This window comes from Fibrella arboris, from assembly GCF_041321095.1.
GTDB classification, from domain to species: Bacteria; Bacteroidota; Bacteroidia; order Cytophagales; family Spirosomataceae; genus Fibrella; species Fibrella arboris.
In genome coordinates this window covers 60,899-82,082 of the sequence record NZ_JBGGWE010000005.1, presented here as the reverse complement: position 1 = coordinate 82,082, position 21,184 = coordinate 60,899, and the positions used below count along the sequence as shown (strand labels likewise).

The following is a 21,184-nucleotide window of genomic DNA, read 5'->3' as shown; positions in this document are numbered from 1 at the left end:
CCCTCCAACCAGCCGTGATGGGCTAGGCATCGGGGGGCTGTGCTATTTTATTTTTGACGTAGCTACGTATGGGTACGTCCACGTAAAGCATGACAAGATAAGCCAGCCCAGTCAAGAGCAAGACACCGATCGGTATGAACGCTGCCAGTTGGGGTAAGGTAGGTTTTTTAGCTTCTACATAGCTCATAAACAGCCAGATGAAGGGATAGTGAACCATGTATAAGGGGTAGGATAGTTCGCCGGCCGCTTTGCAGAGCTTATCGAAAGCGGGGTTCAGGGAGGCGCCGGCACCCAGAGCCACTACGAAGGGAAGATAAACGACAACGAGAACAGGGTCTACCAGCTTGCTGGATGTGGCTGTATAGGGAAATAGAAAGGCAGCCATCAGTAAAATGCTCACCGTAACAAATCCCAGACGCGATCGAATGATCCAGCCGGAACGGTAGATCAGAAGCCCGGCCAGGAAGGAGTAAGACACTCGTATTGCGCCGCCTGCTATGTTGTCACCACTCCAGCCTACTGCCAGGTTTCCCGACTTGTTGGCCTCATAAAAAAGAGCCACAGCCGCGATTGCCGTCAGGAGCCAGAGCAGCTTGTTTCGCAGTTTGACCAGAATAAGCGCGTAGCAAACGTTGACAACGTATTCCCAGAATAATGACCAGGCGGGTGGATTAAGGTGGAAAATATTGAAATACCGTTCCCGCACCAGCGCGTACGGGATCATCAGGCAGGAGGCTACAACTAACTGTACTGTTTTGCCTGCGTATAGCGCATGAATGTTGCTGAACGGATCGAAAAGAAAGACAAGTAGCCCGATGATTGACCCGATAATCACCAGCGGATGTAGGCGGATCAGGCGTAGCCTGAGAAAGGTTGCGATGCCAATGTCGGGCAGCTTATCGTCGTACGCATAGGCAATGACAAACCCGGATAAACAGAAAAAGAAATCGACAGCCAGGTAGGCGTGGGCAATGAAGCTATCGTTGTAGTTAGGCACTGCAATTTCCATGAAGTGGAAGATAACGACGGCTACTGCCGCTACGCCTCTCAGCCCGTCCAGAATGGCATAATGTTCTTTTGTTTTTAACAGGCTCGGAGTTGGGTCTGGCAGATGCATTTAAGGCGGTTGAGTGACGTGACTAATAGGCTAAAATTAAGCGACTACGAAAACCTGTTCCTTGTCTGGACCTTCAGGTTTAGCGTTTAACCGTGTACTGGTAACAGGGCGTGATCGATTGGCAAGATAAAGAAGAGGCATGGAGTGAGCCAATAGCCTCCAGGTACGTTGCCGACGGTAACTTGTTGAGCAACCCCTACAAATAAAATGGCCGGTCTGACTCCAGACCGGCCACGTTCAGGCTAGTATCACTGCCTAACCAATCGCCTTGGCGACTTCCAGCTCCTGCGGTTTTTGAGGCACCACCTTCTTCTTCGTAAAGCGGGCGATCAACCGGTCGACGACGAGGTACATGGATGGTACGACCAGCAACGTCAGCAATAACGACGAGCTTAGGCCCCCAATGATCACCCAGGCCATGCCATTCTTGGTTTCGGCGCTGGCTCCGCTAGCCAAGGCGATGGGTAACATACCCAGAATCATGGCCAGCGTGGTCATCAGAATGGGCCGCAGCCGTTCTTTCCCGGCCTCGATCAGGGCATGAACCACCTCCTGGCCTTCGGCTTTTAGCTGGTTGGTGAAGTCAACGATCAGGATCGCGTTCTTGGCCACCAGACCCAGCAGCATGATCATCCCCACGATGGCAAAAACGGTCAGGCTTTCCATGGTCAGGGCCAGGGCCAGCAGCGCACCGATCAGGGCGACGGGAATGGAGAAGAGTACCACGAACGGATAGACGACACTTTCGTAGAGCGCCACCATGATGAAATACACCAGCAGAATGGCGATGCCGAGCGCCAGCCCCAGACTACCGAAGGCGTCGGACTGTTGCTGTAGCTGGCCCAGGTACTGAATGGAAACCCCCTCCGGTAGTTTCTCCTGCGCCATCTTCGCCTGGATGTCGGCCCCGACCGTACCTACCGGACGACCCACCACCTGCGCGTTGATCGTGATCGACGACAGCCGGTCAATGCGTTCGAGTACGCTTTCACCTACCTGCTCCTGCACCGTAGCGAACTGCGACAGCTCGAACGTTTTACCCTGGTTGTTCACAAACGTCAGCCGCGATACATCCGATGCCTGGGTGCGGTCGAACTGATCGAGGCTGACCAGAATATCGTACTCGTTACCGTTCTGCTTGAACTTCGACAGGTCGTTACCCCGGAAGGCATTTTGCAGGGCAATACCCACGTCTGATGCGCTGATACCCAACTGCGCCATTTTATCACGATCCAGATTGACCGTCACTTCCGGCTTCGGGTCTTTCACCGAAAACTTCACGTCCTGCGTGCCCGGAGTCGAGGCTGTTACCTGTTTCACCAGCGCGGCGGCCTTCCGAATGTCGGCGAGGTTGGTGCCTTTGACGGCAATCATGATGGGCGCCTGCGACGCGCCGACAATACCAACGGGCGCCACTGTTACCCGCACACCCGGAATCTGGCCCACCTCATTCTTCAATAGCTGGCCAAAGGCTTCTGTCGACAGCTTGCGCTGCTTCTTGTCGATCAGCTTCACGTTCAGGTCGGCCAGGTTGCTGTTCGAGGACGTACCCAGCCCGGTGCTGCTGTAGCCAATGTTACTGAACACGTTGGTCACTTCGGGGTGCTTCATGATGAGCTGCTCGGCCCGCTGCGCCACGGCGTTGGTCTGATAAATAGACGCCGTGGGCGCCAGTTCGATCTGCACGCTCATCTCGCCCATATCGCTCTGTGGCATGAACGCTGCCCCGATGAAACCGGCCGGAATGAGGTAGATCGATCCAACCAGCATGGCAATGACCGATAGGAAAATGTAGCGTTTGTGGCCCAGTACCCAGACCAGAATACGGCCGTAGGCGTTGGTCAGCCGGTCAATCAGGCGCTCAAAACCAAGGTTTAGGCGCCCCCAGAGCGATTTCGGGTTCAGCACTTCGATCTTACCAAAGCGCGAAGCCAGCAGCGGCGTCAGGGTGAACGACACGAGTAAGCTCATCAGCGTAGAGAACACCACCACCAGCGCAAATTCCCGCAGGATGTTCCCGATCAGGCCACCAGTCATGGCCAGCGGCACGAATACCACCACGTCGACCAGGGTAATGGCCAGGGCGGTGAAGCCAATTTCGCTCCGACCGTCCAGCGCCGCCGTTCGTTTGTCTTTCCCCATTTCGAGGTGTCGGTTAATGTTTTCCAGCACCACAATCGAGTCGTCGACCAGGATACCCACCACCAGCGAGAGAGCCATCAGCGTCATCAGGTTCAGCGAGAAACCCATGATGTACATCAGCGCAAACGTCGGAATCATCGACGATGGCAAGGCAACGAGTACGAACATGGCCGACCGGAAACTGTGCAGAAACAGCAGCATCACCACCGATACGATCAAAATGGCCAGACCCATGTCGAACACCACCGCATCGGCCGAGGCCAGCGTATAAACCGACTGGTCAGAGGCGACGTTGAATTTCAGGCCAATGGTACTGTACTGCTTCTCGAGCTGTTTGATCTTTACCTGCGCCTGCTGGCTCACCGACACGGCGTTGGCATCTGACTGTTTCTGAATCTGTAAGCCGATCGAGGGCTGCGCGTTGATGTGGTTGATGGCCGTTGGCTTCGTGCTGGCATCAACCACTTCGGCCACATCTTTCAGCAGCACCTGCGATCCGTCGGCCCGGTTGGCGATGATCAGGTCACGTAGCCGATTCACCGTCTGCACCGAGGCATCGAAGCGAATCGAGTACTGCGATTGCCGCGTTTCCAGCTGACCAGCGGGGTAGCTGGCGTTGGCCGCGTTGATGGCCTGCGACACCTGACCGATCGACACACCGTATCCACGCAGTTTCTCGGTATTGACGTTCACCTGAATCTGGCGTTCGTTGCCCCCGATGATGTTCACCTGCCCAACCCCCGATACGTTGGATAGTTGCGGCTTGATGTTGTTGTTGATCAGGTCATACAGCGCTGTGGGCGACATGTTGGCCGTAACGCCCATCCGCAGGACCGGTATCTCATCGGTCGAGAATTTATTGAGGATAGGCCGGTCGGCGGCGTCGGGCAGCAGGTTCAGGATCTGCTCAATTTTGCGTTGGGCATCCTGTTGGGCCAGCGTCGTGTTCACGCCGTTTTTCAACTGGATAATCACGCTCGATACGCCTTCCTGCGAGGTCGACGTCATGCGGTCGAGGCCTTCCAGCGCCGACAGGGCATCTTCGATGCGTTTCGTAACGTTGGTCTCTACCTCATCGGCCGAGGCACCGCGGTAAACAGTGGCTACACTGATCACGTTGGCCTCGAACTTGGGCAGCAGATTGTACGAAAGCTGTTTGTAACTCAGAAAACCGAACAGGATCAGCACGGTAAAAATGGTCGTTACCAACAGCGGCCGTTTAACGGCAATTTCGGATATAGACATGGGTGAAAGGATGAATGAGTAAGGCGAAAGAGTGAATGGTGAAAGAGTGAATGAATGCCTGGTCACACTACAGTAGTTACGGGCTGTATTGCCGCTCGCTCGCCATTCACTCGTTCACTATTCGCTATTTCGTTATCTGTACTGGTTTGCCGTCGCTCAGGTTCAGCTGGCCGGTAGTAACTACCTGATCGCCAGCCTGTAGTCCGCTTAGTACTTCAATGGTGTCGCCAAAGTCGCGGCCAACCGTGATGGGGCGACGCGCTACTGCATTGCCATTGATGACGTAGACGTAGGGGTTCTTGATGCTCTCTACCAGCGCCGCCCGCGGAATCTGCAAGGCACGCTGATTCGATTTCTGCGAGAAATCGACGTTAACGAACGTACCTGCCTTCAGACCATTCGCATTGTCGATCGTGATTTCGACGGGGTAATTGTGTTCGTCGGACCCCTGTGGGGCAATGTAGGAGATGCGGCCACTGAAAGTTCGGCCAGCAAAAACGTCGGTAGTGACCCGAACTGCCTGGCCTTCGCGCAGGCGATACACGTCGCTTTCGTTGACCGGAACCTGCACTTTCAGGCGAGCCACATCGAGCACGTGCCCTACTACTTTTCCGACGGTGATGTATTCGCCGGGTTCGATGGCTTTCTGCACAATGCGGCCACTGATGGGTGCCTTTACGTTGGCGTCGGCAATCTGTTTCCGAATCTGCTCGGCCTGATTCAGTGCGTTCTCGTAGTTGTATTTCGTGTCGTTTACCTGCAATTCGGTGGTTGCATTACCCGCCAGCAGCGTGTTGTACCGCGTCACGTCCTTCTTCAACCGGTCGATCGAGAGTTGCGTGGCTTCCAGCGACAGTTCTTTCAGGCGGTTATCCAGCTGCACCAGCACAGCACCTTCCCGCACGGTCGACCCCAGCGCGAAATTCACTTTGGTCACTTTGCCGGCGGTGGTCGCAATCAAATCAGCCTCTTTATACGGAATCAGGTTGCCGGTTTTTACCAGTTGCTGGCTGACCGCTCCTTCAACAACAGGAGCTACGGTAACCGGAATGGCTACGTTCGCTTTCACGACTGGCTGCTTCTGCGCTTCGATTTTTTTCTTATTGGATGCCAATCGAAACCCGATCAGGGAAACGATCGCCAGTATGGCTATCACAACGACTACTGTTGACTTTTTCATGATCTATAAATCGGTTGTCTTGATCAAAGTTGGTTATAGAAAGTAAGGAGCTTGCCCTGTGATTGTTCGAGGTCGAGGCGCGCCTGATACAGATTAATGAGGGAATTGATGTAGTTGGTCCGGGCCTCGCGGTACGAGTTATCCGCGTTGATCAGGTCGGTGAGCAGCTTGGTGCCCTGCCTGTATTGCAGCGTGGTGATGTTGTAGACCTCCTGCGCCAGCTTCACGTTCCGATCGTCGTTTTGCAGACTGGTCTGCGCCCGCTGAATCTGCGACTGAGCGCTGTTGAATTGCAATTGATAGCTGGCGGTGTTCAGCTTCTGCCGTTCCTGCTGGGTAAGCACCGTCAGCCGTTGCTGCTTAAGCTGTGAATCACGGCGGAATCCGTCGAAGATGGGGATGTTCAGGCGAAGGCCAACACTACCGAAACCAACGAAATTGGTGAACAGATTATCAATCGTTTGGGCACCCAGATTCACCGTACCGTAGTTTCCTGTCAGGCTCAGTGTGGGCAGGTACCCTGCTTTGATACGCTGTAGCTGTAGCTGCTGGAGCATAATGTTCGTTTCCGACTGCTGGAAAGAGACCAGCCGCCTGGGGTCAAACGGTTCATTGTCGAGCGTAGGTGTCTGCGTGAGGAGCGTCGGGTCGGAGATGACCAGATTCTGGTCCTGCGGCATGCCCATCTGGTATTTCAGCCTGTTTAGCGCCAGGTTCCGGTCGTTCTCGGCCAGCGTCAACTGCGACTGCGTGCTGTTGTAACTTACCTCTGTCCGCGTGTAGTCGACAGGTTGAATCACGCCGTTGTCCCGTTGTAGCTTCAGGATGTTGAGCACCTGCTGGGTACGTTGCAGGTTGTCGCGCAGCAGGGCAATCTGCTGATCGGCCACAAACACCTGGTAGTAATTGCTGGCGATGTTATAGATTACGTCCTCCTGGGTCTGACGTGTATTCAGGGCGGCCAGCTGCTGGTTTGGCTTGTTGGCCTTGAGCCCGATCAGCAATGACCGGTCGTAGATCGGTTGCGTGACCTGGCCAGTCAGGTTTGTCTGGTATTTCTGACCGATAATAAACACCCGGGGTTCGGGCCCAAACACCCCGGCAGGGATCACGCTCTGCTGAAGCTTCAGGTTATCGGTGGTTGTGCCGGTAGCTGACACCTGCGGCAGGTACTGGCTCAAGGCCTCCCGCGCCTGCTCGTCGGCTGTCTGCACCTGATACTGGGCAATACGAACCGTTCCGAAATTCTTCAGACCGTAGTCAATACAATCTTTCAGCCGGAAACCACCACTGGTAGTGGTTGCAGACTGCGGCTGATTCACCCCCTGTGCGCCTCCGGAAAGGGGAGAAGCCAGTGTCAGAACTACGCCAAGTGCAATTAATCGTTTCATAAATCCAAAGGTTGATGCGTCTACAGTAGACATGTCAACTATATAGGTAAAAAAAAGTTAGTTATCGATCAGCGCAATAATTTTGCGGGTAGTGGCCAGGAAAGCCTCTTTTTCCGCCTGTGAAAGCTGGCTCATCACCTGCTGATCAAGCATTTCGGTTGTTTGAATGGCTTGTTCGATGATCATTTTTCCCGCTGGCGTCAGCCGGATCAGGTTTTTCCTGCGATCAACGCTGTCAGACACTACGCGGAGGTAGCCATCACGTTCCAGGGTGCGAATAGAGCGTTGAATGCCCGATTTGTCTTTCTGGAGCATATTGGCAATATCCTGCTGCGACAGCAACTCCTCACCCGCAAAGTAGGTAACGAACAAGACGGGAAACTGCTCGATCTGAATGGTGAAGCCAAGCCGGGTCAGTTCACGATTCGCCTTCCGGGCCATCAGATGACCAACGTGGCTGATCATGAAGATAGACTGGGAGCCCATTCGTTCGGCAAACTTGGCTCGTAGCGTTGTTTCGTCAATCATGAGGCAAAAGTAAAGATGGTTGCTATATCAACCAAACTAGCGAATGAAAAGTTTTTGCGCCGACAAAATAGGTATGGGCCGGGCGGGGAGACCCTGCCTGGCTTCGGACGTCGAATGGCGCGAAGCCAGGCAGAAGCAACACCAGTGCTGGTAAACTCAGTAACTGATGCCTTCGTCGTATTTGAAGAGGGGATACAATTTGCCTTCCTGATAGCCAGGTACGTCTTCCAGTTGGTTGCGAACGGCCGCTTCGGAAACGGGCGTAGTGAAGGGCATTTTTCCTGTCGGGTTGAATTTGCCCGACACCACGTCGAGCAGGGCATCCATGGTTGTTCCGAAGGTGGCCAGTACGCCTTTGATGCGTGGCATAGTGGCAGGGTTATAGACCTCATCAATCACCCACGGATTGGTGTAGTTGATGGCCAGTATGGTTGGCTTTTTGGCCGCCAGCGCATTAACGTAGGCTACATCGACGGCGTTTTTCGACAGGGACAGTTCGATCGGAGCGCCCTCCGAGGCGAACAGGGATTTGGCCGAAGGCAACAGCCAAAGCAGAATGACATCGGCTTCTTCGGGCGTTTTTACAAACTGGAGCGCGTGTTTCCCATCCGTGGGTACGTAGGCCTCGCCCTGGCCCGTAGCCGCTGTGTTCGAGCGTTTTGCGTAGGTTTCTACATATACTTTGGTGGCTGACTTGAGCGGTAGGGTTTTCGTTTCGTTCCGAAGCAGCACAATCGATTTCCGTAGCGCCAGATCGGCCCGTGCCTGAAACGCCGGGCTGCCCACTAGTTTTTCGGCGGCATCTTCATCCACGTAGGGGTTCTCGAACAAACCAAGCTCAAACTTTTCGGTCAACAGACGCACAACCGACTCGTCGATGAGCGACAGGCTCACCTGGCCGGTTTTTACCGTTTCAAGCAGGTTGGCGGGGTCGGCCGTTCCCGAATACAGGTTTACGCCCGCTTCCAGGGTGCGTTTGTATCGCTGGGTGATCGTCAGGTTTTCGGCCCCCCAGGGCATCATTTCGATGGGGCCGGTATCTGAATTGATGATGCCTTTGAAGCCCAGTTTAACGCGCAGCAGATCGTGAATGATCGGTCGGTTGTAGGCGTAGGCGATCGGTTCATAGGGTGTGCCAACGGGCATTGAGTAGTAGGGCATTATGGCCGAGGTACCGGCTGCAATAGCGGCTTTGAACGGGATCAGGTTGTTTTCCAGCCTGTTTCCGGGAAAGACCTCCTGTTTGCCCCAGTCGAAATGGGGGTCCTGTCCCTCTTTGCCGGCGCCACCACCCGGAAAATGTTTCGTTGTCATGGCTACGGATGAATGGCCCAGTTTTTTGCCCTGAAAGCCCAGGACGATTTCCGTAATCATCTTGGCGGCCCAGTCGGCGTTTTCGCCAAAAGTGCCGTCTACGCGCTGCCAGCGGGGTTCAGTGGCGAGATCGGCCATGTACATGTACCCTTTACGAAGCCCCACAGCGGCCCATTCCTGCCGGGCAATATCGGCAAATTCACGGGTCAGTTTCAGATCGCGCATGGCCGACAGACCGAGCTCGCCGGGCCAGGATGAGAAAACTGTTTTGCCAACGCTGGTACCAATGGCCGCCGTGGCCGTGACGTGATTGCGCGGGTTCGACGCCACCAGAGCCGGAATGCCCAGTCCGTCGCTCTCGCAAAGCGCCTGTAGTTTGTTGGCCCATTCAGCCGTCGTGCGCGCGCTGACGTTGGCCCGGAGAATGAAATGCCGCAGGTGAAACTGCGTCACCGCTTTGGTGGTCCCGGCGGCGTTCATCAGCGGGGTTGGTAACGGCTTGCGCGTAAACATGTTCGTGCTCGTCGACAGATCCGTTTCGTTGAAATCGCTGGTAATGGGCTCCTTATTTTTGGGCGCCTCGAATGACCAGTCATTTTTCAGCCGGGTGGTGCTGATGAGCATAAAGCCAACTTTCTGCTCCACCGACATTCGGGCCAGCAAATCCTGGCTACGCTCTTCCGCAGATAACCGCCAGTCTTCGTAGTTATCGAGCTGCCCGTTCCGGTTCAGATCTTTAAACGACAAGCCGTCGACAGGGATGATCCTGGCGGATCGAACCCCCAGCACTGGTTGCTTCGGCGCCGTTTTTGACTGGGCCTGCACACCGGTGACAGCCGAAGAAGCAACCACCAGACAGGCGGCCATGAAGGAGCAGTTAACTTGGTTTTGGCGGTGATTTCTCATCAGGGTACGGGGGTTAGCAAGTTAGTGCGCAGGTACGTTCCCGCAGGCAAGTTGGCTGGTTGGGAACGTACCTGCGCATACGGGTAGAAGTACAAGGATCAGGTCAATTACTCAAACCGGGTCCAGTGAAAAAGTGACCCTATAGTTGGTATAGGCGACTGATACAAGGCTACATTGCTGACCGATGAGAAGGCGTAAATCAGGGTGACCGCGTTTATACACTACGTCCCGTAGGAACACATGACCGGCCTTGCTGAACAGCTTCACCCGATGATGTGCTCCTACGGGACGTACCTGAGCAGGCTGGACTGGCAACGGAACGCTTCGGCCAGGCGCGACAGGAAGGCGGGAGACTATAGCTTACTCAATTTCGCGGGTCGCCTCGAAGAGGAACCAGGCGCGCCGTTCGGTTTCGTCGATATAGACCTCGAGCAGGCTGGCCGTGGCTACGTCGCTGGCGTTATCACAGTCTTCATGGGCCTCCCGCATGTTTTTGGCCATCGCCTTGTTCTCCTCCAGCAGGTCAATGAGCATGTCGATGGGTGCCACAAAATCCTTGTCGTTGTCTTTTACCCGCTGCCGCTTGCCAATCTCTGTAATCGAATGAATGGTGCGCTCGCCCAGTTTCCGTACCCGTTCGGCTAGTGGGTCAATGGTGGCGAAAATCTGTTCGGCCTGCTCATCCAGCAGCAGGTGATAGTCGCGGAAATGCCGACCCGACATGTGCCAGTGGTAATTTTTGGTTTTGACATAAAGCGCAAAGGCGTCGGCAACCAATGCGTTGAGAACGTCGGCCAGATGGGCGCGGTCAGATTCTTTCAGGTCTGAGGGTGTATGGAGCAGTTGCTCCTTCTTTGTTGTAGGCATTGTTGTTGCGTGTTACTAGGTATTCATGTAACCACATTACGCCTCCGACTGTTGGGCTTCATCCCGGTCGACATCGGTTTTTAACCGACGAATCAATACAAACAGCAACCCGGCCATAGCCAGGGGGAGCAGCCCTGCAAATTTCATGGAATTGCCGCCAAATGGCCGCTGAACCAGTAGAAACGCGGTGGCTCCGCCGAGCAGTGCATTAATGAAATGAAGGAGGATGACGCTCATGTCCTGGCCACTCTCACTGTTGTCTTTCACGCCCAGGAACGTATAGAGGGTAGCTACAAACTGCGTGATGCCGACGAGTACTCCCCAGGCGCCCAACAGGTTGTCGGTACCTTTGGCGGGGTGACCCAGGTAACAGAGTATGCCGACGCTAAAGGCGATATCCAGCACCCCCGCAATCATGAACCAGTAATCGGGTTTGTTGATGGCCCGGCTATTTCGCCAGAACCGATGTGCCATCAGCCCGGCGAGGAAAAGCAGGGCGCTGAGGATCAGCAGTGACACCACTGACTGATGCATGCCAGTGAAAAAAAGAACTGCGCCAAACGCTGCCAGCAGGCCTGCCCGCAGATACAGCATCTGCCAGGGAAGGGTTTTTGACGATACGGGTGTTGTTGCCATGTAGACGTGTCAATTATCAGTTATCAATGCCCCATTATCCACGCTGCTCGACTACAGCCTGCCCCGCAAGGTGCCTTCGCGGGGCCAGTAGGCTTGGTTACAACCCCGGAATAACGTTGAGAAGACTACGCCCTTTAGTGGCCACCGCTTCCTGAAACTGATTGCGGATTACCGTACTGATAATCTCGCTGCGATCCCGTTCGCCACGCGCCAGGGCTTTCACAAATTCTACAGCCTGAATGGTCGTAATCTTGCCCGGCATGGGTGGTTCGTTCTGATCCACGATACAATCCACGACCACCGGACCGTCATGGGCCAGTGCTTCGCGTACGATCCGGTCGGCCTCGGCCGGATCATCGATGGTGAAGCCGTTGGCCCCACAGGCGCGGGCATGCATGGCAAAGTCAATAGACTGGATATCAACGCCATATTCGGGGTTGCCTTCCATCACAATCTGCTCCCACTTGATCTGTCCGTAGGCGTTGTTATGAAAAATAAAGACCTTGATCGGGAGCTTGTATTTAACCGCCGTGGCCATCTCGCCCATCAGCATCGTGAAACCGCCGTCACCTACCAGCGCAACCACCTGCCGACCGGGATACGCCACCGATGCGGCTATGGCGTAGGGGAGGCCCGACGCCATGGTGGCCAGCAGGCCGGAAGTTGAAAACTGCATATCGCCTTTGAGCTGAATATGCCGGGCTACCCAGGTTGTGTTGTTGCCGCAATCGCAGGTGACAATGGCGTCGTTGTTCAGCAAGGGGCTTACCGTGTGCGGAATGACCTGTGGTTTCATGGGCAGGGTATCCTGGGTTCCACGCTGGTTCATCAGCTCGCGCCAGTGCTCCATCCGTTCCTGCGATTTTTCCAGAAAACCCCGGTCTGCCTTGCGCTCCAGCAACGGAATCAGGGCGCGCAAGGTGGAGCGGCTATCGCCCAGCAACCCGATTTCGACGGGGGTACGTAAGCCGATATGCGAGGCGTCGAGGTCAATCTGTACCGTTCGGGCCTGGCCCGGCTTCGGATAAAATTCGAGGTAAGGAAAGCGCGTACCGATCATGATCATCGTGTCGCATTCTTCCATAGCATCCTGCGATGGGGCCGTGCCCAGCAGCCCGATACCCCCCGTCGTGAACGGATGGTCATCGGGTACGAGGCTCTTGCCCAGCAGGGCTTTAATGATCGGCCCGCCCACCAGATCGGCCAGTTGAAGAATCTCTTCGCGCGCGTTCAGCGCCCCCCGACCGGCAAAAACAACCACTTTTTTGCCCGCGTTGATCAGGTCGGCAGCTCGTTGCAGCTGGTCGAGAGAAGGCGTTTGCTCATAACTGACTTTGGTGGCACTGCTATGCTCAGGTACGTTCAGCGACGAACGGATATCGTCGCTGGCGGTCCATTCCTGAAAGTCTTTCGGGAACGAAATATGCGTCACCGTTCGCTGGCCGAGGGCAGTGCGAACGGCCTGATCCAGCACGTTGGCCACGTGATCGGGACCCATCACGCGCTCGTTATACGCGGCTACATCGGTGAACACTTTCACCAGGTCAACGTCCTGCTGGTAAAACGTGCCGCTGATATCGTGGGCTGCACTGCCGGTGATGGCCAGCACTGGCTGGCAGTCGTATTTGGCATCGTAAAGGCCATTGAGCAAATGAATGCCACCACAGCCCGTAGTGGCCATGCAGACGCCCAGTTTTCCCGTGAATTTAGCGTAGGCGCAGGCCATGAAAGCCGCCGCTTCTTCGTGACGTACCTGAATGAGCCTGATCTTGTCCTGGTGGGTGCGCAGGGATTCGTATAGGCCATTAATTCCGTCGCCGGGGAGGCTGAAAATGGTATCCACTCCCCAGTCCAGTAATCGTTCGACCATCAGGTCGGCTCCAGTCTTTGCCATGTTGTGTTCAGCGTAATGCGTAAGGTTCTGTGTACAGTGTCAATCTGACAACCGGCTTGATGCTATTTGGTTGGTGGTTTAAGTAGGATTTAATGCATTGCTGCGTATATGGGTACGTTGCTACATAGCCTTGTAAAGTCGAACAAGAACGGGTGGAGGTGGTTACTGCGGTACGAACCAATTACTGTACATTTGAATTTTGCAAGCAAACGATATGGCCAGTAAAACATTAGCCGAATTTTATCAGGACATTGCGGCCGTGGTTCCCGCCGAGATCAATAAAGAGATCGGCCATTTCAATGTGTTTCGAATCGCCGACCTGATGGCGCTGAGAGCTAAAAAAGGCGTGATGCCCTACGACCGGCGGGCCTACTACAAGATCAGCCTGATCAGTGGGCGCAACAAGGCTGAGTATGCCGATAAGGTGATCGAGATCGAGACCAATGCGTTGCTGTTTGCCACGCCCAAGATCCCGTATCATTATGTGCCCCTCGACGACCAGCAATCGGGGTCTTTCTGCGTATTTACCGATGCGTTTTTAGTGTCGACAAAAAGCGGTGTAGTGCTCGATGAACTGCCACTTTTTCAGCCCGGTGGCGTCCCCGTTTTTCAACTGACCGACGATGAAGCCGACGAAATCCGCTATATCTTCACTAAGATACACCGCGAAATCGGGTCAGATTATGCGTACAAGTATGATCTGCTGCGGAATTACGTGCTCGAACTGATTCATTTTGGCCAAAAGCTGCAGCCCGCCACTTCGTTATACCCGACACATACGGCCTCGGCCCGGATCTCATCGCTGTTTATCGAATTGCTCGAACGGCAGTTTCCCATCGAGTCGCCCGGTCAGAAAATAGCGCTGCGTACGGCCAACGAGTATGCCCGGCAGCTGTCTGTACATGTAAACCACCTCAACAAGGTGTTAAAGGAGAACATGGGTAAAACCACCACGGACCTGATCAGCAGCCGAATTGTCCAGGAAGCCAAAATCCTGCTGAAACAAACCGACTGGAACATCTCCGAGATCAGCTACAGCCTGGGTTTCGAAGAGGTGGCCCACTTTTCTAATTTCTTTCGGAAGCAGACGTCTTTCTCCCCCGCTGCGTTTCGCGCCTGATTTGATTTTCGCAACGATCCGATTGCTATTTGCAACCAGCTGTCCCGTTAACTCATGGATCTTTGCCTTCGGTAAATGAACCTAGTTAACAGACAATGAGCACGAACACAAAAATTGCAGTAGTGACCGGTGGCAGCCGTGGACTGGGCAAAAACATGGCCCTGGCGCTTGCCAGAAAAGGGATTGGCGTAGTACTGACCTACAACAGTCGGCAGGAGGATGCCGATGCGGTTGTGGCCGAGATTGAGCAGATGGGCCAAAGAGCCGCGGCCCTGCAGCTGAACGCTGGTGACGTTGCCAGCTTCGAGGCGTTTGCCGGGCAACTGACGGCTACGCTGACGGCTACGTTTGGCACCGATCAGTTCGATTTCCTGATCAATAACGCTGGTATTGCCGGCAACTCACCCATTGGCCAAACGAAAGAAGACGAGTTTGATCAGTTGGTGAATATTCACTTCAAAGGGGTACTGTTCCTGACCGAGCGGCTATTACCGGTGATGAACGATGGCGGCCGAATCATTACTATTTCTTCGGGACTAGCCCGGTTCACCTCGCCCGGACGGGCCGTTTATGGCTCACTTAAAGGGGCGGTCGAAACCCTCAGCCTGTACATGGCCAAAGAACTGGGGCCGCGTGGCATTGCCGTCAACATAGTGGCGCCGGGCGCTATCGAAACCGACTTTGGCGGTGGGGTAGTACGCGATAACCCGGACGTAAACAAGCACATTGCGGCTGTTACGGCCCTGGGCCGCGTAGGGCTTCCCGACGATATAGGGGGAGTCGTAGCGTTCCTCTGCACGGATGAGGCACGCTGGATCAATGCCCAGCGGATCGAGGTGTCGGGTGGAATGAACCTGTAAGGTGTCTGGCCATAGCCGCTGTTCAGCCCTGTCTTACTACGGCTGAACAGCGGCTGATGGATAGCGGATAGCCCTTAAGTGCCGCTCTGTTTTCCCGATGTGTCCTCTACCAGTTTCTGGATGTAGGCGGCCAGGGGCGTAGTTCCTCGTTCAGGCACGTTGGGGAGCGCAGGGTCTTTCAGGGTAAGATACCGTGGGGTCGGCGGCATTTACACGGCTTCAACGGAGTTGTGCAGCGCCTTTGGAAAAGCTACTCTACCGCTATTGCGTGTGGATCGGCCATTGGCAGGCCAAAGTCGGGTGAGTAGAGGGTGTACCCGGATAATGGGGGCTGGAATGGGTTGTCTGTGAACCGTCTGTCTGCTTTTTCGTTCTTCCGTAGCCGGGAACGTACCCGGCACCGTTTAACCAACAGCAGTGCGTTTCCAACGTAAGCCCACCGCACTTGAGAGGGTTTGCAGGTTAACAGTGGGTATAAGCCAGGCGAAGTGGCCGCAGCTGCTCAAGGACGAACATCGAAGATGATGTCTTTGTAAGGCGGTCCATTGTCGGTCCGCTTGCTACGGGTAATGTCCCGATCAAAAGGCCGGATAAGGTTGTTGCCGGCCAGATCTTCCAGCCGGTTCTCGATACGCAGTCTGTACCGACCGGCTATCCAGGGTGCGGCTGGTCTGAACTGGCAACTGGTTTCGTTGGGTCCGATTTGCCACGTACCTGCAAGGCCATTACTGGGCCGGTCGATCTCCTGCAGAACGCGCATCGTTTCGGTTAGCAGAGCATAGTCGAGGGATTCGCCAAACACGATGGTCAGGGGGGATGAGCTGCCTGGTTTGGGTGGCCGAACAGACCAGCTGGCCGGCACAGGCGAGAGGCTATCCCGCCGAGTCACCTGAAATTTTTTTGTATACGCCTGCGCCAATGTCGCGCCCAACGCATCGGGCCAGCCGGGCGAAACAACCAGTTGGTATCGGTTGCCAGTCTGAAGCGGCGCACCCAGCCGTTTGTTCGGTTGCAGCTCGCGTTTGATGCGGCCAGGGTCGAGCCAGAGGGTCAATATGGTGCGGTCGGCGTTCCAGAGTTCGGGTTGCAGATCAAGAAAGACCTGCCGCAGCGTATCCCCGTCGGCATCCCGCAAAGCAACGTACCTGGCTGATTGATTTTCGCGCATGGGCCGCGAAAAGCGAAGATAAACCTTGAGCAGATTGTCAGGAAGCGACTCGGATGAAGGGTATACGGCCAGTAGTTTGGGGGTATCGTCAGCGGCCAGCGCCGGAATGGTTAGCTCGTATATCCGGGTATGTCGAAGCCACACCGTATACTGCCGGCCCCGGGTGAAGGGGATCAGCGGCTCGAAACGGATGCCGTCGGAAGTTGGCTCATAGTGTCCGGCTATCGCTGTTTGTTGGCCCGCCAGCCGAACTGCCAGTAGTGCCTCCATCGAATCCGCAGGTAGCTGGCTGGTCAGTTGGTCGGAGATGGTGAGGCCGGTTGCGCGTTTGCCGTCCCACTGAATGGTAATGGCCGACTGGTCGGCAGATTGGCAGGCGGGGAGGCTAGCCGCAAAAAAAATCAGGCTACACACCGTGTATAGCCTGATACGTACCTGCCAGCGAGATTTATAAATACCGATCACTGGATGTCCACAAATCAAGATTACCATTCGATCGGCGCTGTAGCATCACCATACGGCTATCGTCGAGTTTATCGATCTGGAGCACATTCGTCAGGGGCAGCGATACGAAATCGACGCCTGCGGTGGCGAAATTTTCGGCAACGGGCGTGGTCAGCGAGCCCTGATAGTTTTCCAGATTTTTATAGCTTACCCTGAAGACGGGTCGGCTCGAATTGGCCATGAGCAGGAATGATTCGTTCCCTTTTTTCAGCATCACCATATCGAGGGGCGAGTTGCCGCTGCCCATTTCGGCCACGGTCCGGCCTTTTACGTGTTTGCCGGGCTTCAGTTCGTCCATCGGGAATAGCACCAGCGGCGTGCAGGTGTAGCTGGCCAGCAGGTATTTCTTGCCTTTTATCTCGGTCGTGGTAAATGTCCGGATGGGAGACATCGTTTCGTATTTGGCGTGGGCAGCATGGTAGATTTCGAGCGAACTCTGGTCCTGAACGTTGGTAAAGGGGAAGGGAATACTGCGGAAGGTGGAGCCGAACTCCTGATTCGACAGGCCACTGACCAGCAGTTTGCCATCGGCAAAGCCCATATCAGAAATAGACGAAATTCGGAGCGATTCACCCCGCTGATTTTTGGCATCCTCCGCTGCCACATTGGTCAGCACCACGGTTGAATAAGTCACGTCTTTCAGCGAAACCGGCGCCAGCTTATCGCCCTCGATTTTAAGCAGTACCGGAGTGCCATCACTGTGCTGAACGGCGCAGTAGACCGTTTTCGATACGGGGTTCACGGCAATATCCTGAATCGTGATGTTGGCGACGTCGGTGCCGAGCAGAGCGGCAATTTTCTGATCGATATTCTTGATCTCTACCGGGTTGACTTTCGCTGCAGGCTGCGTATCCTTCGTGTCGATCGCAAAGACGGTTGCGCTACGGCCATCGCCCACGAACAGTACACCGTCGGGGCTAAAGGTGAGCGCATTGATTGACCGGATTGTCGGGGTGCCCGTCACCAATCCGCTGGCTGGCTTCGTGGAGCGGGTAGTAGCCGCCAGCAACAGTAGTCCGGCAACACCAGTAGCTAAGGCAATAGGTAAATTTTTCATGTATAGACAGGATGAAGAGCAAGAACAGCTTGATTACCAAGCCGAAAGTAGGCGTACTGCCGGGGATTTCAAAGAACTGGCCAGGCCATTCGATAGATACACGACCTGTTATTTCGCTGTTCGCTCGTACTTCAGCAGTTTATTGGCCCACGGAATGACGTACTGAAAATTAGGCGCATCGGTATGGCCACCGTTGTGCTGCCGCCAGGCCAGTTCGCCATCTGTCAGCGCAGTCTGCATAGGAGGCATTTTTTCGGCCTCGTAATCATTGCTGACGCCCAGATCCCGGGCGCCGAGTAGTTTAAAGACCAGCCCAGCGGCAATCGTTGCCTTGTAACTGCCTATCTGATCGAGCCATTTAGCGTCTCCTTTTTCTGGTATGCCATAACTAACGAAGGTGGGGCGGGGGGCACAAAGGGCCAGCAGTTCATGCGAATCAACGGGGAGGTCACAGCCTGTCTTACGGCCAAAAGACGATTCTTCGGCTGCATATTTCAGGTAATTACCAGCCATCCAGTGGTACCCTCCACCACCGGCCAGATTCTCAACGGCTTCGCCGAAGATCCGGCGTTGTAGCGTTGCCCCGCCCTTGCCCGACGAACCGATGAGCACCATCCCGAACCGCTGGTCGAAGGCCATCGTCACCAGCGCCGCCTTTCCGTAGCGCGATACGCCCTCGATACTGACCTGTTTGGCGTTCACCTGTGGTTCGGTCTCCAGATAGTCGAGAGCCCGAGACGCGCCCCACGCCCAGGCTCTGAGCGCACCCCAGTCGTCAGGTTTACGCGGCTGCCCTTTGTTGACGAGGCCAATAATACCCCGGGTAAGCCCGGCTCCATTGTCGGCCTGGATGCTGTTTGGCTCAATGGTACAATAGCCCCAGCCCGCCGCCAGGAGTTGCTCGGTAGGTGGCGAATCACCAGTGACGGGCGGCGCAAAGAAACCGGGTCCAGCCAACCGGGTGATAGGCATATAGGCCGGATAACGATCGAAAATGGCCTTCATGTCTGGGTTACTGTTGATCATCATGTCTTTAAAGGCTATGTTGAGCTTTTCCAGATCAGCAGGGGAGGGCTGAGCGGGCGCGGGCAGGGCCGGGAAGCCGAGCATCATCATAACCGGAACCGGGCCTTTCACATGTTGGGGCAACACCAGCACCATGTTGATGTTGACACTAACCAGCGGGTACTCGCTATTATCGACCCGGCCAATCAGTTGTTTGGCCACAACAGGTATACGGCCAACCACTTCATTATCAGTGACCTTGGTGATCCAGGTTACCTTAGGTACGTTCTTAGGCACCCGGCCGTACATTTCCCGCTCGAAATCGTCGACGAGCTCAGGGCGACGCTGCTTCCACCACTGGTCGGCCGTGGTTATTTTTTTACCGTTCCGGGTGGTGAGCACATCGGGCAGTTGCGGACAGGGGTTTGCCAGGGCTTCGTCGTAGTTGGCGTGGTTGGGATCTGACTCATTCCCACTGAAACCCGGCCTTAACTTTCTGATCGCCAGTTGCTCCATCATATTGGCATGATCCTGCTGTGTCGTGAAGGTTTTTAAAGGCAAATACTTGCTGCTGTCGATAGCAGCTGATTGAGCCATGCTCCAGTAGGGAGCGCTCAGGGCTAGCAGAAAAGCCAGGTAATTAGGCATGGCCGTTTAGAAGGTTAGGAAGCGATTTGACAGGTGTGCTGAAATTCACCCAATTACAGGTTATGCAATCGGTTACATAAAGGGGGACATCCATGAAATCTACCACCGCCAGTTAGTCGAAAAATTAGAGGCGTGGAGGAGTAACCCCAGCAATAATGTACGCCTGAAACAGGCTTACACAGCCAGTAACAGGGTTTGCGTCAATGGAGTGAGATTAAGGTGAAAATCAGCTGGCGCAAGGCAGTATATCCGGGTAGATACTTAATTTGTTTACCGCACGTTAGTCTCTACAAACCAGCTAGTTATACGAATGTGAAGGAACTGGTTCTAGTATGCCATTCACACTCTTCAAAACAGCGTATACGTTTACGGAAGCTTATGAAAACCGGATCGGCAAGCAAACGAATTCATTTTTTTGGCGTCTGGAGTCTGCTGGCAACAGTGTTGGTAGCCTGTCAGCAGGAGCCGGGACTACCTATCTCTCAGTTTAAGCAGGACTCTACCAGTATTACCCGCTTGTCGATTATGACAGCTACCGACTTCACAAACGCTGATAGTAGTCTGCGCCCTGCGGTTGGCTATGCAGCGTTTACCCAAGATGGTAAAGAGGTCAAAATTGCTCATCTTGACCAGTATGTTCAGCTCTACGCAAATGATCATATCCAATCGGCGAGTACTGCCTTCAAAGCGCCAAACCTGCCGGGTACAGTAAAGCTTAGTGCCAGGCTCTTTAATCGGATAAACAGCAACCCGGTTACAATAACTGTTCGCCCCAAGGCGTATTATACGTTAGCGCGGTTGCCCGTTATTTTTCATTTCCCGAGCAGTGTTGATCTGAATGCCAACGGGGTAAATCTGGAAAAGAATATTCAGCAGGTTAACTCGGTTTATAGGAACCAGGTAAAAAGCGCTGACCCAAATCAAGCCGATTCTTATCTAGAGTTTTATCTGGCCACAAAGTCTCCGAGTGGGCAAGCACTGGAGCGGCCGGGATTAAATTACCTTAGCGTAAGTCCAACAGCATCGCGCGAAATGCTGAAGACACTTGTTGATAGTGTGAGTCGAAGCTGGTGCTCAACGGAGTATATCAATGTTTTTGTCAAAATAGACTGGCTGGGTGTCACTCCAGTTGGGGCGTCCTACCTGGCTAACCTAGGCTGGACGGACTCCCCGTTCAACGGAAAAGCTGGCTGCGGCGATATAAACGGGATCAACGCTGGCCGGGGTATCATGCTGTTCGAACCCAGGGACCCCGGTGTAATCGCCCATGAATTGGGACATTATTTAGGGCTACCCCATACGTTCGACGCGGGGTGTAGTACGAATAGTGTAACGCGGTACGGCATAGTTGATACCCCGGCTCATACCGATATATACAGTAATCCAAGACCTACGTGCGCTGGAATACTTTTTTGGTCGGCAAACGTGATGGACTACAGGGTAACCCGAGAAATTTTTACACAAGATCAGGTAACTATCATGCGGAAAACGATCGACAAGGACCTGTACACGCCAGTGCAGCGGCAACAGAAACGTAAATATGTTCAGTCAGTACGACTGGTGCAGCCGGTCGTTTGCAGATCTGCTGGTTAAAACAGGCTG

The 21,184-nt window shown here is 54.5% G+C and carries 16 protein-coding genes; 3 read left to right on the top strand and 13 right to left on the bottom strand.

The genetic code is table 11. From position 1 onward, the window contains the following. Positions 1-22 precede the first annotated feature (22 nt). The 9 genes from ACAW75_RS10160 to ACAW75_RS10120 form a co-directional block, all read right to left on the bottom strand. The gene (locus tag ACAW75_RS10160; RefSeq protein WP_370728601.1) at positions 23-1,117 is read right to left on the bottom strand and encodes an acyltransferase family protein; all 1,095 of its coding nucleotides are present in this window, start codon (positions 1,115-1,117) and stop codon (positions 23-25) included. Between the two features lie 255 nt (positions 1,118-1,372). Then, on the bottom strand, positions 1,373-4,504 hold the full coding sequence (locus ACAW75_RS10155; protein ID WP_370728600.1) for an efflux RND transporter permease subunit: 3,132 nt from the start codon (positions 4,502-4,504) through the stop codon (positions 1,373-1,375). Positions 4,505-4,628: 124 nt separating this feature from the next. Further along, complete coding sequence (locus tag ACAW75_RS10150; RefSeq protein WP_370728599.1) at positions 4,629-5,684, bottom strand: efflux RND transporter periplasmic adaptor subunit; 1,056 nt, start codon at positions 5,682-5,684, stop codon at positions 4,629-4,631. Positions 5,685-5,707: 23 nt separating this feature from the next. After that, on the bottom strand, positions 5,708-7,075 hold the full coding sequence (locus ACAW75_RS10145; protein WP_370728598.1) for a TolC family protein: 1,368 nt from the start codon (positions 7,073-7,075) through the stop codon (positions 5,708-5,710). Between the two features lie 57 nt (positions 7,076-7,132). Continuing rightward, positions 7,133-7,603 (bottom strand): MarR family winged helix-turn-helix transcriptional regulator, encoded by a 471-nt coding sequence (locus ACAW75_RS10140; RefSeq protein ID WP_370728597.1) that lies wholly within the window; start codon positions 7,601-7,603, stop codon positions 7,133-7,135. A 156-nt stretch (positions 7,604-7,759) separates the two neighbouring features. Then, positions 7,760-9,823, bottom strand: a complete 2,064-nt coding sequence (locus ACAW75_RS10135; protein ID WP_370728596.1) for a glycoside hydrolase family 3 protein — start codon at positions 9,821-9,823, stop codon at positions 7,760-7,762. 360 nt (positions 9,824-10,183) lie between these two features. Continuing rightward, on the bottom strand, positions 10,184-10,690 hold the full coding sequence (locus tag ACAW75_RS10130; protein WP_370728595.1) for a Dps family protein: 507 nt from the start codon (positions 10,688-10,690) through the stop codon (positions 10,184-10,186). 36 nt (positions 10,691-10,726) lie between these two features. After that, complete coding sequence (locus ACAW75_RS10125; RefSeq protein WP_370728594.1) at positions 10,727-11,326, bottom strand: hypothetical protein; 600 nt, start codon at positions 11,324-11,326, stop codon at positions 10,727-10,729. A 97-nt stretch (positions 11,327-11,423) separates the two neighbouring features. Beyond that, positions 11,424-13,220, bottom strand: coding sequence for a thiamine pyrophosphate-dependent enzyme (locus ACAW75_RS10120; protein ID WP_370728593.1), 1,797 nt, complete (start codon positions 13,218-13,220; stop codon positions 11,424-11,426). 214 nt (positions 13,221-13,434) lie between these two features. Here ACAW75_RS10120 and ACAW75_RS10115 point away from each other — a divergent pair, with 214 nt between their 5' ends. Both ACAW75_RS10115 and ACAW75_RS10110 read left to right on the top strand, forming a co-directional pair. Further along, complete coding sequence (locus ACAW75_RS10115) at positions 13,435-14,340, top strand: helix-turn-helix domain-containing protein (protein WP_370728592.1); 906 nt, start codon at positions 13,435-13,437, stop codon at positions 14,338-14,340. A gap of 95 nt (positions 14,341-14,435) precedes the next feature. After that, on the top strand, positions 14,436-15,200 hold the full coding sequence (locus tag ACAW75_RS10110) for an SDR family NAD(P)-dependent oxidoreductase (protein WP_370728591.1): 765 nt from the start codon (positions 14,436-14,438) through the stop codon (positions 15,198-15,200). 74 nt (positions 15,201-15,274) lie between these two features. On the opposite strand, the gene ACAW75_RS10105 is transcribed toward ACAW75_RS10110, so the two are convergent. The 4 genes from ACAW75_RS10105 to ACAW75_RS10090 all read right to left on the bottom strand — a co-directional run bounded on the left by ACAW75_RS10105 (position 15,275) and on the right by ACAW75_RS10090 (position 19,582). After that, positions 15,275-15,409 carry a hypothetical protein gene (locus tag ACAW75_RS10105; RefSeq protein WP_370728590.1) on the bottom strand — a complete coding sequence of 45 codons (135 nt, stop codon included), beginning with the start codon at positions 15,407-15,409 and terminating at the stop codon, positions 15,275-15,277. A 293-nt stretch (positions 15,410-15,702) separates the two neighbouring features. Then, on the bottom strand, positions 15,703-16,860 hold the full coding sequence (locus ACAW75_RS10100; RefSeq protein ID WP_370728589.1) for a hypothetical protein: 1,158 nt from the start codon (positions 16,858-16,860) through the stop codon (positions 15,703-15,705). Continuing rightward, on the bottom strand, positions 16,817-17,929 hold the full coding sequence (locus ACAW75_RS10095; protein ID WP_370728588.1) for a hypothetical protein: 1,113 nt from the start codon (positions 17,927-17,929) through the stop codon (positions 16,817-16,819). Before ACAW75_RS10095 ends, ACAW75_RS10100 begins: the two co-directional genes overlap by 44 nt. A 108-nt stretch (positions 17,930-18,037) precedes the next feature. Then, on the bottom strand, positions 18,038-19,582 hold the full coding sequence (locus tag ACAW75_RS10090) for a glucuronyl esterase domain-containing protein (RefSeq protein ID WP_370728587.1): 1,545 nt from the start codon (positions 19,580-19,582) through the stop codon (positions 18,038-18,040). Between the two features lie 378 nt (positions 19,583-19,960). Here ACAW75_RS10090 and ACAW75_RS10085 point away from each other — a divergent pair, with 378 nt between their 5' ends. Further along, positions 19,961-21,175, top strand: a complete 1,215-nt coding sequence (locus tag ACAW75_RS10085) for a M43 family zinc metalloprotease (protein WP_370728586.1) — start codon at positions 19,961-19,963, stop codon at positions 21,173-21,175. Positions 21,176-21,184 lie beyond the last annotated feature (9 nt).

Excerpts from the sequence above, each read along its gene's own strand:
- ACAW75_RS10160 (WP_370728601.1), bottom strand. The coding sequence starts at position 1,117 with ATGCATCTGCCAGACCCAACTCCGAGCCTGTTAAAAACAAAAGAACAT.
- ACAW75_RS10115 (WP_370728592.1), top strand. The coding sequence starts at position 13,435 with ATGGCCAGTAAAACATTAGCCGAATTTTATCAGGACATTGCGGCCGTG.
- ACAW75_RS10085 (WP_370728586.1), top strand. The coding sequence starts at position 19,961 with ATGAAAACCGGATCGGCAAGCAAACGAATTCATTTTTTTGGCGTCTGG.
- ACAW75_RS10090 (WP_370728587.1), bottom strand. The coding sequence starts at position 19,582 with ATGCCTAATTACCTGGCTTTTCTGCTAGCCCTGAGCGCTCCCTACTGG.
- ACAW75_RS10120 (WP_370728593.1), bottom strand. The coding sequence starts at position 13,220 with ATGGCAAAGACTGGAGCCGACCTGATGGTCGAACGATTACTGGACTGG.
- ACAW75_RS10100 (WP_370728589.1), bottom strand. The coding sequence starts at position 16,860 with ATGGTAATCTTGATTTGTGGACATCCAGTGATCGGTATTTATAAATCT.
- ACAW75_RS10095 (WP_370728588.1), bottom strand. The coding sequence starts at position 17,929 with ATGAAAAATTTACCTATTGCCTTAGCTACTGGTGTTGCCGGACTACTG.
- ACAW75_RS10140 (WP_370728597.1), bottom strand. The coding sequence starts at position 7,603 with ATGATTGACGAAACAACGCTACGAGCCAAGTTTGCCGAACGAATGGGC.
- ACAW75_RS10135 (WP_370728596.1), bottom strand. The coding sequence starts at position 9,823 with ATGAGAAATCACCGCCAAAACCAAGTTAACTGCTCCTTCATGGCCGCC.
- ACAW75_RS10145 (WP_370728598.1), bottom strand. The coding sequence starts at position 7,075 with ATGAAACGATTAATTGCACTTGGCGTAGTTCTGACACTGGCTTCTCCC.
- ACAW75_RS10130 (WP_370728595.1), bottom strand. The coding sequence starts at position 10,690 with ATGCCTACAACAAAGAAGGAGCAACTGCTCCATACACCCTCAGACCTG.
- ACAW75_RS10105 (WP_370728590.1), bottom strand. The coding sequence starts at position 15,409 with ATGCCGCCGACCCCACGGTATCTTACCCTGAAAGACCCTGCGCTCCCC.
- ACAW75_RS10150 (WP_370728599.1), bottom strand. The coding sequence starts at position 5,684 with ATGAAAAAGTCAACAGTAGTCGTTGTGATAGCCATACTGGCGATCGTT.
- ACAW75_RS10125 (WP_370728594.1), bottom strand. The coding sequence starts at position 11,326 with ATGGCAACAACACCCGTATCGTCAAAAACCCTTCCCTGGCAGATGCTG.
- ACAW75_RS10110 (WP_370728591.1), top strand. The coding sequence starts at position 14,436 with ATGAGCACGAACACAAAAATTGCAGTAGTGACCGGTGGCAGCCGTGGA.
- ACAW75_RS10155 (WP_370728600.1), bottom strand. The coding sequence starts at position 4,504 with ATGTCTATATCCGAAATTGCCGTTAAACGGCCGCTGTTGGTAACGACC.